Source organism: Streptomyces sp. NPDC048370, from assembly GCF_043200825.1.
In the GTDB taxonomy this organism is placed as follows: domain Bacteria; phylum Actinomycetota; class Actinomycetes; order Streptomycetales; family Streptomycetaceae; genus Streptomyces.
On the sequence record NZ_JBICYI010000014.1, the window covers coordinates 141,833 to 154,481 of the forward strand.

Consider the following 12,649-nt stretch of genomic DNA (forward strand, 5'->3'; position numbering starts at 1 on the left):
CTCAGCGCAGTGCGCCCTCCAGCGCCTTCGCCAGGTCGGAGGCCTCCTCGTCGGAGAGGAGGGAGCCGTCGGGGCGGGTCACGTACAGCGTGTCCACGGCGTTCGCGCCGAGGGTGGAGACGTGTGCGCTCCTGACCCGGACCTCGGCGCCCTCCAGGGCCCGGCCGATCCGGTGCAGCAGGCCGGGGGCGTCCTGGGCGCGGACCTCGATGACGGTGGCGAGCCGGGAGCCGGCGGCGGCGACGGTGACCCGGGGTGGCGGGGCCGTGACGCCGCGCCGCCGCGGGTAGGCGGCGTCGCGTTCGGCGAGGCGGGCGGGGATGTCGAGGCCGCCGTCGAGGGCCCGTACGAGGTCGGCGCGGAGCCGGGTGGCCTGGGGCAGGGAGCCGTACTCGGCGGCGACGCGCCAGTTCAGGACCAGGACGGCGGCGGGGCCGAGCTCGGTGGGGAGCTCGACGGCGCGCAGGTCCGCGGCCCGCACGGTCAGGCGGTGCAGGGCGAGGACGCCGGCCGCGGCGGGCAGGACGCCGGGCTGGTCGGGCAGGGCGATGAGGAGTTCGACGCCGACGGGTTCGGGCGTGCCGTCCTCGGGGGCCGCCTCGGGCTGGGTGTGCAGGGCGAGGACCGGCTCCCCGGTGCGCAGCGCCTCGATCGCGAGGCGTTCCTGTTCCGCGCTGGGCGCGACCGGTTCCGGCTCCGCCGCGGGCTCGCCCGCGAGGACGGCCCCGACGCGCTTGACGAGGTCGGCGACGAGCGAGGCCCGCCAGGTGGACCAGGCGGCGGGCCCGGTGGCGAGCGCGTCGGCCTCGGTGAGGGCGTGGAGCAGTTCGAGCGCGCCCTGCGTCCCGACGGCGGTGGCCACGGACCGTACGGTCGCGGGGTCGTCCAGGTCGCGCCGGGTCGCCGTCTCGACGAGCAGCAGGTGGTGGCGGACGACGGTGGCGACGACGGCCACGTCGGCGCGGTCGAAGCCGATCCGGGCGGCGACGTCGCGGGCGATGGTCTCCCCGGCCACGGAGTGGTCGCCGGGCCAGCCCTTGCCGATGTCGTGCAGCAGGGCGGCGACGAGCAGCAGGTCGGGCCGGCCGACGCGGCGGGTGAGCGAGGAGGCGCGGACGGCGGTCTCGACGAGGTGCCGGTCGACGGTCCAGGTGTGGACGGGGTTGCGCTGCGGGCGGCAGCGGACGCGCTCCCAGTCGGGCAGCAGCCGGGAGACGAGCCCTTCGGCCTCCAGGGCCTCCCAGACGGGCACGGTGGACTCCCCGGCGCCGAGCAGGGTGACCAGCTGTTCGCGCGCCTCTGCGGGCCAGGGCACGGGCAGCGGCGCGGCGCCCGCGGCCAGGCGGCGTACGGCGTGCAGGGAGAGCGGAAGGCCGGACTGGGCGGCCGCGGCGGCGGCGCGCAGCGGGAGCACGGGGTCGCGGTCGGGTTTGGCGCTGAGGGCGAGGACGACCTCGCCGTCCATCTCCACGACGCCCTCGGCGAGCGGGGTGCGTGCGATCGGCGGCTTGGCGCCGCCCGTACGTCCGCCCGCCGTGCGTCCGCCCGCCGTCCGGCTCGCGCCGGAGCGGCCGCCGAGGAGGCCGCGCAGCCGGGGCCGGGAGGAGCGGGCCTTCAGGACCCGGTTGACCTCGCGCCAGGTGACGTCGGCGGCGTACGAGATGATCCGCGCCGCTTCGTAGACCTCGCGCAGCAGGGTGTCGGCGTCGAGGAGGCCGAGCTCCTCGGCGACGGCGTCCTGCTCCTGGAGGGCGAGCCGGTCGGTGGCCCGTCCGGTGGCGAGGTGCAGCGCGTCGCGGGCGTCGAGGAGGCGGCGGCGGGCGCCGTCCAGGCCTTCGCGGGGCGCGTCGGCGAGCCAGGAGGCGGCGACGGCGCGCAGGACCTGGGCGTCGCGGAGCCCTCCCCTGGCCTCCTTCAGGTCGGGTTCGAGGAGGAACTGGAGCTCCCCCATCCGCTCGGCGCGCTCTCGGCAGAGGGCGTCGAGTTCGGGGAGGCGCTTCGGGGCCTGGTTGCGCCAGTCGGCGAGGACCGCGGTCCGCAGCCCGGCGACGAGTCCGAGGTCGCCGGCGACGGGCCGGGCGTCGAGGAGGCCGAGCTGGACCTTGAGGTCGTCCCCCGCCGTCTTCAGGGCCTCGGCCGGGGTGCGGACGGAGTGGTCGAGGGCGAGGCCCAGGTCCCAGACCGGGTACCAGATCCGGTCGGCGAGGGTGGCGACGGTGCCCGCGTCGGCGGTGCCGTCGTGCAGCAGGACCAGGTCGAGGTCGCTGCGCGGGGAGAGTTCACCGCGCCCGTAGCCGCCGACGGCGACGAGCGCCACCCCTCGTGGCGGCCGGGCGGCGGTGAACAGGCCGGTCAGCCAGTCGTCGGTGAGCCGGGCCAGGGCGGCACGGCGCGGCGGCCCGGACTGGGCCTTCTCGGTGAGAAGGCGCAGCCGGGCCGCCGCGTAGCCGCTGGGTCCCGAGTCTTCCGCTCGTGTGCTCGTGTCGACGCTCGTCACCCAGCAGCTCCTTAACGTGCTCCGTGCTTACAGTGCGTCCGGACCGCGTTCGCCGGTGCGGACCCGTACGGCGGTCTCGACCGGGACGCTCCACACCTTGCCGTCACCGATCTTGCCGGTTCGGGCCGCCTTGACCACGACATCGATGAGCTGTTCGGCGTCGTCGTCCTCGACGAGGACCTCGATGCGGATCTTGGGGACGAGGTCGACGGTGTACTCGGCACCGCGGTAGACCTCGGTGTGACCGCGCTGGCGGCCGTATCCGCTGGCCTCTGTGACCGTGAGGCCCTGGACTCCGAAGGCCTGGAGGGCCTCCTTGATCTCGTCCAGACGGTGCGGCTTCACGACTGCGGTGATGAGCTTCATGCGTCCACCTTCTTGGTCTCCGTAGCTGCCGGGACGGGCGCGGCGGTGGAGCGCGAGGAGGCGCCGCCGCCGGCTCCGCTGAAGTCGTACGCGGTCTCGGCGTGCTCGACCTGGTCGATGCCGGAGATCTCGTCGTCCTCGCTGACCCGCATGCCCATCGTCTTGTCGATGATCAGCGCGAGGATCGCGGAGGCGATCAGAGAGTAGGCGAGGACGGCGACGACGCCGATGGCCTGCTTGCCGAGCTGGTCGAGACCGCCGCCGTAGAAGAGGCCCTTGGCGTCGGACTGGACGCCGCCGGTGGCGAAGAAGCCGACCAGCAGGGAGCCGATGACACCGCCGACGAGGTGGACGCCGATGACGTCGAGGGAGTCGTCGTAGCCGAACTTGTACTTCAGGCCGACGGCCATGGCGCAGAGCAGACCGGCGATCGCGCCGATGGCGATGGCGCCGAGCGGGGAGCAGGAGCCGCCGGACGGGGTGATGGCGACGAGGCCCGCGACGGCGCCGGAGGCGGCGCCCAGGGTGGTGAAGGAGCCGTGGCGGAGCTTCTCGTAGCCGAGCCAGGCGAGCATGGCGGCGGCGGTGGCGACCTGCGTGTTGACGAACATGACCGCGCCGACGCCGTCGTCGTTGCCGAGCCACGAGCCGGCGTTGAAGCCGAACCAGCCGAACCAGAGCAGACCGGCGCCGAGCATCACCAGCGGGAGGCTGTGCGGGCGCATCGGGTCCTTCTTGAAGCCGACGCGCTTGCCGATGACGAGGATGACGCCGAGGGCGGCGGCACCGGCGTTGATGTGGACGGCCGTGCCGCCGGCGAAGTCGATGACGCCCATCTCGAAGAGCCAGCCGCCGGCGCCCCAGACCCAGTGCGCGACCGGGAAGTAGACGACGGTGACCCAGAGGGCGATGAAGAGGGCCCAGGCGGTGAACTTGACCCGGTCGGCGAGCGCGCCGCTGATCAGGGCGGGGGTCAGGATCGCGAACATCAGCTGGAAGACGGCGAAGACGTACACCGGGATGGTGTAGCCGTCCCACAGCTCGGTGACGCCGATGCCGCTGAGGCCGACGTACTCGGAGGACCAGCCGATGATCGATCCGGAGTCGGTGCCGAAGGCGAGGCTGAAGCCGTAGAGCACCCACAGGATCGTGACGATCCCGAGGCTGATGAAGCTCATCATCAGCATGTTCAGGGTGGACTTGACGCGGACCATGCCTCCGTAGAAGAAGGCGAGTGCCGGGGTCATCAGCATGACCAGGGCGGAGCAGATGAGCATGAACCCGGTGTTGGCGGCAGACAGCTCGGGGGCGTCTGCGGCCAGGGTCGTGATGGCTGGTGCCATCGGCGTCTCCTCGTCGTCGTACGGCCTGTGCGGGGGCGGGGCCGGGAGGTGGCTTGGCCGTGAGGGGTGGCCGGTTATGCGCCAGAGGTTGGCGCAGCGCCGTTTCCGTCGATGCCGCACGATGTTTCGCCGCAGTGACGAAGGGGTGGGGCGTGTTACGCCGCTGTGAACCCCAGGGTCACGGACATGTAACGGGGGTACCGTCCCACAACCGCGACCAGCGACTGAGCAACCACGACGGCGATCAGCCACATCCGCGAGAGCGGGCGCCGGATCAGGCGCAAAAAGGGACCGGCCGCGACGGTCCCTGTGTCCTGGCGGCGGGGGAGCCGAGTCGGGCAGTACGGGAACGCTGTCGCGGCCGGAGTACGCGGGGCCCGCCGGGAACGGGCCGGTGGGGTCAGACGGCCTCGGCCGTCTCGGGCAGCAGAGCGGTGAGCCGGTCGGTGAGCTGGACGACCTCGGCGACGTCGCGGAAGTCGCGGGCGGCGGTGTCGACGGTCTTGCGCAGCCGGGTGTTCACCCGCTCGGAGCGGACGCTCCTGGCGACGCCGAGCGCCTTCTCGACCAGGACGGCCGACTGCTCGGGCTCCCGCTTGAGGAGGTGCACGGTGGCCATGCCGATCAGGTTGAGTGCGTACGAACGCTGGTGCTCGGTGTCCTTCTCGAAGAGGGAGACGGCCCGCTCCATGACGGGCTCGGCGAGCGAGGCGTACGTCGGGGAGCGCCCGGCGACGTAGGCCAGGTCGCGGTAGGAGTGCGAGTTCTCGCCGTTGAGCTCGGCCTCGGAGAAGAAGCGGATCCAGTCGGGCTCGGGCTCGCCGTCGAGGCCGACGTCGGCGAAGGTGTCCTCGGCCATCCGCACGGCCCGCTTGCACTTGGAGGGCTGGCCCATGTTGGCGTAGGCGCGGGCCTCCATCGCATACAGCATGGCCTGGGTGCGCGGGGTGGCGCAGTCGCGACTGCCGTACTGCGCGAGGTGGATGAGTTCGAGGGCGTCGTCGGGCCGGCCGAGGTGGATCATCTGGCGGCTCATCGAGGACAGGATGTACGAGCCGAGGGGCTTGTCCCCGGCCTCCTTCGCGGCGTGCAGGGCGAGGACGAAGTACTTCTGGGCGGTGGGCTGCAGGCCCACGTCGTAGCTCATCCACCCGGCCAGTTCGGCCAGTTCGGCCGCGCAGCGGAAGAGGCGCTGGGCGGTGGCGGCCGGCTGCGGCTCCTGGAGGAGGTCGGTGACCTCGTGGAGCTGGCCGACGACGGCCTTGCGGCGCAGTCCGCCGCCGCACTGGGCGTCCCACTGGCGGAACATCGCCGTGGTGGATTCGAGGAGGTCGAGCTCGATCGCGGAGAGCTTGCCGGGGCGGTGGCCGGCGGGGATCGGCTCGGGCGGGGCGGGCTCGCCCGCCGGGGTGGGGACGAGCCAGCGCTGCATGGGCTCGATGAGGGAGGGTCCCGCGGCGAGCGCGAGGGAGGTGCCGAGGAAGCCCCGGCGGGCGAGCATGAGGTCGCTGCGGGAGAACTCGCTGAGCAGGGCGACGGTCTGGGGACCGGCCCAGGGCAGGTCGACACCGGAGACGGACGGCGCCTGGTGGGCCGTGCGCAGTCCGAGGTCCTCGACGGCGACGACCGAGCCGAACCGTTCGGAGAACAGCTCGGAGAGGATCCGGGGGATGGGCTCGCGCGGCTGCTCGCCGTCCAGCCAGCGGCGCACGCGCGAGGTGTCCGTGGAGATGTGGTGCGCGCCCATCTGGCGTGCTCTGCGGTTCACTTGGCGTGCCAGTTCGCCCTTCGACCAGCCGCTCCGCACGAACCACGAGCTCAGCTGCTCGTTCGGGCGCTTGCCGGTAGTCGTACCGTCTGCGCCGTTGCCGCTCACAGGAACGCCCCCATCCACGTCGAGACTCTGTTACGCGAACCCCTATCAGAATGCCGTGTCTTGCGGCGTCCGTCCGGGGCTTCCACTCCTTCGAACAGGAAAGCGGGTTGCCCCCGGCATACCCACGCGCGCAAGGACTCCAGGGTTCGAGCACCGAAAGTAATCCTACGATCACCCATCTGGCGACGCGGATTCAAGAAACGCCACCATTCGCCACCCCATCGAATGAACTCGCCTGCCGCTGAACACGATTCACTTGACATGCGACGAACCAGGATCGGCGGACCGGAGCGCGAGCAGGCGCGCGCCACGGTCCGCACCACCTCGCCGGCGTCCGCGCGCCACCCCCGGCGACGGAGCGTGACAGTGGGGATCCGGGTCGTAACCACCGGCGCGTCCGACCCGTTGGAGGGGGCATGGGCTTCACGATCGGCGGCATTCGTGAGATGCGGTCCGGCTCACGTCGCCGCGTCCGCACCACGGAGTGCACAGCGGTGGCCGAGTACACAGGGCTGTGGGGCTGGGACGTGGTCCCCGGCGCGCGGGCCGTCTCCGGCCGGTGTTCCTGCGGAGACGCGTCCTGTACGGCTCCGGGGGCGCATCCGCTCTCGTTCGCCGAGCCGGTTCCGGCCGGCGCGGGCCTGGACGACGCGACCAAGGCGTGGGCCGAGTACCCGGGCGCGGCGCTGCTGCTGCCGGTGGGCCGGTCCTTCGACGTGATCGAGGTCGCCGAGCCGGCGGGGCGGCGGGCCCTGGTCCGCCTGGAGCGCATGGGCCTGCCGCTGGGCCCGGTCTGCGCGACGCCGACGGGACGGGCGCAGTTCTTCGTGGCGCCGGGCGCGGCGGCGGAGCTGCCGCAGCTGCTGTACCGGATGGGCTGGGACGACGCCGATCTGGACCTGCGGGGCCTGGGTCCTGGCGCGCACGTGACGGCGCCGCCGTCGGACCTCGGGGGCCTCGGCCCTGTCCGCTGGCTGCGGCCGCCGACGCTGGACACGGCGGGCGCGCCGCCGCAGGCGAGGCTGCTCCTGGGGACGCTCGCGTACATCTGCCACCGCACGCACTTCTGAGGGACGCCTGACACGTGAAGAGCCCCGCCGAGACCGGCGGGGCCCTTCGCGGATGTCCGTGCGACTCAGTCGCCGATCAGCGCGTCGACGAAGGCGCCCGGCTCGAAGGGGGCCAGGTCGTCCGGGCCTTCGCCCAGGCCGATCAGCTTGACCGGGACGCCCAGCTCGCGCTGGACGGCGATGACGATGCCGCCCTTGGCCGTGCCGTCGAGCTTGGTGAGCACGATGCCGGTGATGTCCACGACCTCGGCGAAGACGCGCGCCTGGACCAGGCCGTTCTGGCCGGTGGTGGCGTCGAGGACGAGCAGGACCTCGTCCAGCGGGCCGTGCTTCTCGACGACCCGCTTGACCTTGCCGAGCTCGTCCATGAGGCCGGTCTTGGTGTGCAGTCGGCCGGCGGTGTCGATGAGGACGACGTCGGCGCCCTCCGCGATGCCCTCCTTGACGGCGTCGAAGGCGATCGACGCCGGGTCGCCGCCCTCGGGGCCTCGCACGGTCCGCGCGCCGACGCGCTCGCCCCAGGTCTGGAGCTGGTCGGCGGCCGCGGCCCGGAAGGTGTCGGCTGCGCCGAGGACGACGGAGCGGCCGTCGGCGACCAGGACGCGGGCCAGCTTGCCCGTGGTCGTGGTCTTGCCGGTGCCGTTGACGCCGACAACCATGACGACGCCCGGGGTGCCCGGGTCGCTCTCGGTCTTCACGGCGCGGTCGAGGTCGGGGCCGAGGAGGGTGATGAGCTCCTCGCGCAGCAGGCCGCGCAGCTCCTCGGGGGTGCGGGTGCCGAGGACCCGGACGCGCTCGCGCAGCCGCTCGACCAGCTCCTGGGTCGGGGCGACGCCGACGTCGGCGGTGAGGAGGGTCTCCTCGATCTCCTCCCAGGTGTCCTCGTCGAGGTTGTCCCGGGAGAGCAGGGCGAGGAGCCCCTTGCCGAGGGAGTTCTGGGAGCGGGCAAGGCGGGCGCGGAGCCGGACGAGGCGGCCGGCGGTCGGCTCGGGCACCTCGATCTCGATCGCGGGCGCCTCGGCGACGACCGGGTCCTCGACGGCGGCCGGGGCCTCGACGGCCTCCTCCGCGGTCGGGAGGTCGACCTCCTCGATGGTGCGGCGTGGTTCTTCCCGCGGTGTCTCCGCCTCGTCGCCGACGTGCGGCTCGGCGGGCGGAGCGGTGATGGTCGGCGTGGTGGACGGTGCCTCGGGCGGTGGCAGCTGCTTCTTCTTGCGGCCGCTGATCACGAGCCCGCTGGTCACGGCGACGGCGACGACCAGGGCGATGACTACAGCAAGAATGAGTTCCATAACGCGTCCAGTATCGGCCACGCGGGGACGGTTGGAAGAGCACGTACGCTGGGTGGGTCCCCCACACCCCGCACGGAGTACCGCCATGCCCCCTGCCGCCGAAACAGCCCCCGCGAGCCCCGTGAACAGCGCGGAGAGCGAAGGCGCCGTCGAGACCCGCGGTCTCGAACCCGTCCCCGACGCCGAGCGCACCGGCCACGTCCGCGAGCTGTTTCCGACCTGGGTCGCCGCCAACATCAGTGTGCTCTTGCTCACGATGGGCGCGGGACTGATCGTCTTCAACGGCCTGAACTTCTGGCAGGTGCTCGTCGTCGCGACGGCGGCGCCGATCCTCTCGTACGGGATCGTCGGCCTGATATCGATCGCCGGAAAGCGCGGTGGCTCCCCCGGCATGGCCCTGTCGCGGGCGGTCTTCGGTCAGCGCGGCAACCTCTTCCCGGGCTCGCTGATCTGGGTGGCCCGTTGGGGCTGGGAGACGATCAACGCGGTCACCGGCGCGTACGCCGTCCTGACCGTGCTCGACCTGCTCTTCGGGATCGAGTCGAACACCGCGCTGATCGTCATCACGCTGCTGCTCTTCGTGGCCTGCACCTTCCTGGTGTCCGGTCTCGGCATCAACGCCCTGCGGGTGTGCAGCAAGTGGTCGACGTACCTCTTCGGTGCCTTCTCGGTCCTCGTGCTCGTCCATCTGGTGGCCAACACCGACTGGTCGGCGGTCTTCGACAAGCCGGCCGGTTCGACGGCGATGATGATCGCGGGCATCGGCACCATCGCGGCGGGCGGCATCAGCTGGGTCCCCTCCGGCCCGGACTTCACCCGCTATCTGCCGCGTACGGCCTCCTCGAAGGCGATGGTCGGCACCACGATCGGCGGCGCGGGGATCGTCGTGCTGCCGATGGTCCTGATGGGCGCGGTGATGGCGGTGGCCACCCCGGACCTCGCCTCGGCGCAGGACCCGGTGTCGTTCATCGGCGAGCTGCTGCCGGCCTGGATCTCCGTGCCGTACCTGCTCATCGCGCTGATCGGGATGCTGCTGATCAACTCGATGTCGATGTACTCGGCCGGGTTCACGGCGCAGACGCTCGGCATCAAGGTCTCGCGTGCGGCGGCGGTCAGCGTGAACGCCGTGATCAGCCTGGTCTTCGGCTTCCTCCTGATGGTGGTGGCGACCAGCTTCATCGGCTCGTTCATCTCCTTCCTGACGCTCCTCGCGGTGGCGTTCTCGGCGTGGATCGGCGTCTTCGGCGTCGACATGCTGCGCCGCAGGTCGTACGACGGTGTGGCCCTGATGGACACCACGCGGACCAGCGCGTACTGGTACCGGGGCGGCTTCGCCTGGCAGGCCATGACGGCGTGGGCGGTGGCGCTCGTGGTGGGGCTGCTGTTCACGAAGGTCGACTGGTTCTCCGGTCCGCTCGCCTCCTCCTGGATCGGCGAGAACGGGCTCGGCTGGGGCGCGACGATCGTGGTGGCGGGCGTGCTGTACGCCGTGCTGCCGCGGGACCGCGCGCAGCCCTCCGCGGAGCCCGTCGAGGCCCGCGGGTCGGTTTCCGTCTGACGCACCCCGTTCTCATCTGACGTCACGTCAGATACCGTCCCCCTTCGCCGACTTCCCACGCGCGGAGGGGGACTTCCCATGCCCTTCACAGTCGTACGGTTCAACCTGGTCGATCCGCACGCGACCCCCGAGTCCCTCTCGGAGCGCTATCGCGCCGCCCTCGCCATGGCCGCGTACGCCGACGAACACGGCGTCGACACCATCCAGACCGAGGAGCACCACGGCGCGACGAACAACTGGCTGCCCTCCCCCTTCGCCTTCGCGGGCGCGGTGTTCGGCGCCACCAAGAGGATCGCCGTCACGGTCTCCGCGATCATCGGGCCGCTGCACGACCCGCTGCGGCTCGCGGAGGAGATCGCCGTCCTCGACCTGCTGAGCGGGGGCCGTCTGGTGACGGTCGCGGGCATCGGCTACCGGCCGGAGGAGTACGAGGAGCGCGGGGTCGACTGGGGCCGCCGGGGCAAGCTGCAGGACCTGCTCCTGGAGACCCTACTGAAGGCCTGGTCCGGCGAACCGTTCACGTACGAGGGCCGTACGGTACGAGTCACCCCGCGGCCGTTCACCCAGCCGCATCCGCTGCTGCTCGTGGGCGGTTCCTCGAAGGCGGCGGCGCGGCGGGCGGCCCGGCTCGGCCTTCCGCTCTTCCCGAGCGCGCACCTGCCGGAGCTCGAGACGTACTACCGGCAGCAGTGCGCGGAGCACGGGACGGAGGGCTGGACGATGATGCCGGCCGAGAAGACCCCGCTGGTGCACCTCTCGGAGGACCCCGACCGGTCCTGGGAGCTGTACGGGGAGCACTTCCTGCACGAGGCGCGGACGTACGCCTCCTGGCAGTCGAAGGACATCCGCTCGGCGGTGCGGTCGGCGGCGACGACGGTGGCGGAGCTGCGCGCCGAGGGGGTCTACCGGATCGTCACGCCGGAGGAGTGCGTGGCGCTCGGGCAGGAGCTGGAGAGCCTGGTGCTGCATCCGCTCTGCGGCGGGATGCCGCTGGAGGAGGCGTGGCGGTCGATGCGGCTGCTGGGAGAGACGGTGCTGCCCCGGCTCACGGCATAGGACCGTGGCCGGGGCAGTTCCGAGCGCGAGGAGAGGGGCAGCGGGGTTTAGCCCATCTCCTCCAACGCCTTGCCCTTCGTCTCCTTCACGTACCTGAGCACGAAGGGGATGGAGAGCACGGCGAAGACCGTGTAGATGATGTACGTGCCGGAGAGGTTCCAGTCCGCCAGGGACGGGAAGCTCGCGGTGATGGCCCAGTTGGCGATCCACTGCGCGGAGGCGGCGACGCCGAGGGCGGCGGCGCGGATCCGGTTGGGGAACATCTCGCCGAGGAAGACCCAGACCACCACGCCCCACGAGAGGGCGAAGAAGAGCACGAACACGTGGGCGGCGACGAGCGCGACGACGCCCTGGGTCTCGGGGAGCTTGCCGTCGACGAGGTCGGCGGAGAAGGCCCAGGCCTCGAAGGCGAGGGCGATCGCCATGCCGACGGAGCCGACGAGCGCGAGCGGCTTGCGGCCCACCCGGTCGACCAGGACCATCGCGATCACGGTGCCGACGATGTTGATGATCGACGTGGTGAACGAGTAGAAGAACGAGCTGGAGGGGTCGATGCCGACCGACTGCCAGAGCGTCGAGGAGTAGTAGAAGGCGACGTTGATGCCGACGAGCTGCTGGAAGACCGAGAGTCCGATGCCGACCCAGACGATGGGCAGCAGCTTGAAGCGGCCGCCGGCCACCATCAGGTCCTTGAAGGTGGACTTGTGCTCGCTCCGCATGGCCAGCTCGATCTCGGCGACGCGGTGGTCGAGGTTCACCTCCTTGCCCTCGACCTCGGAGAGGACCTCCTTGGCCCGGTCGATCTTGCCGACGGAGATGAGGAACCGGGGCGACTCGGGGATGGCGAACGAGAGCAGACCGTAGAGCAGGGCCGGGACGACCATCACGCCGAGCATCCACTGCCAGGCCTCGATGCCGGCGATCTCGCCGCGCTGGTCGCCGTCGGCGAGCTGCAGGATGCCGTAGTTGACCAGCTGGGAGATGGCGATGCCGATGACGATGGCGGCCTGCTGGAAGGAGCCGAGGCGGCCGCGGTAGGCGGCGGGGGCGACCTCGGCGATGTACGCGGGGCCGATGACGGAGGCCATGCCGATGGCGAAGCCGCCGACGATCCGCCAGAAGGCGAGGTCCCAGAGCGCGAAGGGCAGGGCGGAGCCCACGGCGCTGATCGTGAAGAGCACGGCGGCGATCTGCATGCAGCGGATGCGGCCGATGCGGTCGGCGATCCGGCCGGCGGTCGCGGCGCCGATGGCACAGCCGATCAGGGCGATCGCGATGACCTGGGCGAGCGTGCCGGAGCCGATGTCGTAGCGGTCCCGAATGGCCTCGACGGCGCCGTTGATGACGGAGCTGTCGTATCCGAAGAGGAAGCCACCCATCGCCGCGGACGCCGTGATGAAGATGACGTGACCGAGGTGGTCGGGGTGAGCGGCTCGGCCTTCGGACGGCGGCGGCGTGGGCGCCTGCGCTGTGTTGGTCACATGGACTCCTGGAGGCTCCGGCGGCGGTGCCGGGGCGTGGGGGGCGAGCCCTTCCAGTGGCGCACAACATCACGCCGCCCACCACGTGAAGGTAAAAGCAACGTTGCAGA

9 protein-coding genes are annotated in these 12,649 nt (G+C 71.8%); 3 read left to right on the top strand and 6 right to left on the bottom strand.

The features are described 5' to 3' along the window. Position 1: 1 nt before the first annotated feature. The 4 genes from ACGFYP_RS27290 to ACGFYP_RS27305 form a co-directional block, all read right to left on the bottom strand. A complete protein-coding gene (locus tag ACGFYP_RS27290) occupies positions 2 to 2,497 on the bottom strand; it encodes a [protein-PII] uridylyltransferase (RefSeq protein WP_393498732.1) in 2,496 nt (831 codons plus the stop codon). 27 nt (positions 2,498 to 2,524) lie between these two features. Beyond that, positions 2,525 to 2,863 (bottom strand): P-II family nitrogen regulator, encoded by a 339-nt coding sequence (locus tag ACGFYP_RS27295; RefSeq protein WP_101390346.1) that lies wholly within the window; start codon positions 2,861 to 2,863, stop codon positions 2,525 to 2,527. Next, positions 2,860 to 4,206, bottom strand: coding sequence for an ammonium transporter (locus ACGFYP_RS27300; RefSeq protein ID WP_393498737.1), 1,347 nt, complete (start codon positions 4,204 to 4,206; stop codon positions 2,860 to 2,862). Before ACGFYP_RS27300 ends, ACGFYP_RS27295 begins: the two co-directional genes overlap by 4 nt. Before the next feature lie 400 nt (positions 4,207 to 4,606). After that, a complete protein-coding gene (locus ACGFYP_RS27305) occupies positions 4,607 to 6,082 on the bottom strand; it encodes a hypothetical protein (protein WP_393498740.1) in 1,476 nt (491 codons plus the stop codon). A gap of 416 nt (positions 6,083 to 6,498) precedes the next feature. Here ACGFYP_RS27305 and ACGFYP_RS27310 point away from each other — a divergent pair, with 416 nt between their 5' ends. After that, the gene (locus ACGFYP_RS27310) at positions 6,499 to 7,152 is read left to right on the top strand and encodes a bifunctional DNA primase/polymerase (RefSeq protein WP_361959002.1); all 654 of its coding nucleotides are present in this window, start codon (positions 6,499 to 6,501) and stop codon (positions 7,150 to 7,152) included. A 65-nt stretch (positions 7,153 to 7,217) separates the two neighbouring features. On the opposite strand, the gene ftsY is transcribed toward ACGFYP_RS27310, so the two are convergent. Next, positions 7,218 to 8,444 carry a signal recognition particle-docking protein FtsY gene (gene ftsY / locus ACGFYP_RS27315; RefSeq protein ID WP_361959005.1) on the bottom strand — a complete coding sequence of 409 codons (1,227 nt, stop codon included), beginning with the start codon at positions 8,442 to 8,444 and terminating at the stop codon, positions 7,218 to 7,220. A gap of 85 nt (positions 8,445 to 8,529) precedes the next feature. On the opposite strand from ftsY, the gene ACGFYP_RS27320 reads away from it, so the two are divergent. Further along, positions 8,530 to 10,002, top strand: a complete 1,473-nt coding sequence (locus ACGFYP_RS27320; RefSeq protein ID WP_393498746.1) for a cytosine permease — start codon at positions 8,530 to 8,532, stop codon at positions 10,000 to 10,002. Positions 10,003 to 10,080: 78 nt separating this feature from the next. Beyond that, the gene (locus ACGFYP_RS27325) at positions 10,081 to 11,058 is read left to right on the top strand and encodes an LLM class flavin-dependent oxidoreductase (protein WP_393498749.1); all 978 of its coding nucleotides are present in this window, start codon (positions 10,081 to 10,083) and stop codon (positions 11,056 to 11,058) included. Between the two features lie 47 nt (positions 11,059 to 11,105). Here ACGFYP_RS27325 and ACGFYP_RS27330 read toward each other — a convergent pair whose 3' ends face one another. Further along, positions 11,106 to 12,539, bottom strand: coding sequence for a sugar porter family MFS transporter (locus ACGFYP_RS27330; protein WP_361959014.1), 1,434 nt, complete (start codon positions 12,537 to 12,539; stop codon positions 11,106 to 11,108). Positions 12,540 to 12,649 lie beyond the last annotated feature (110 nt).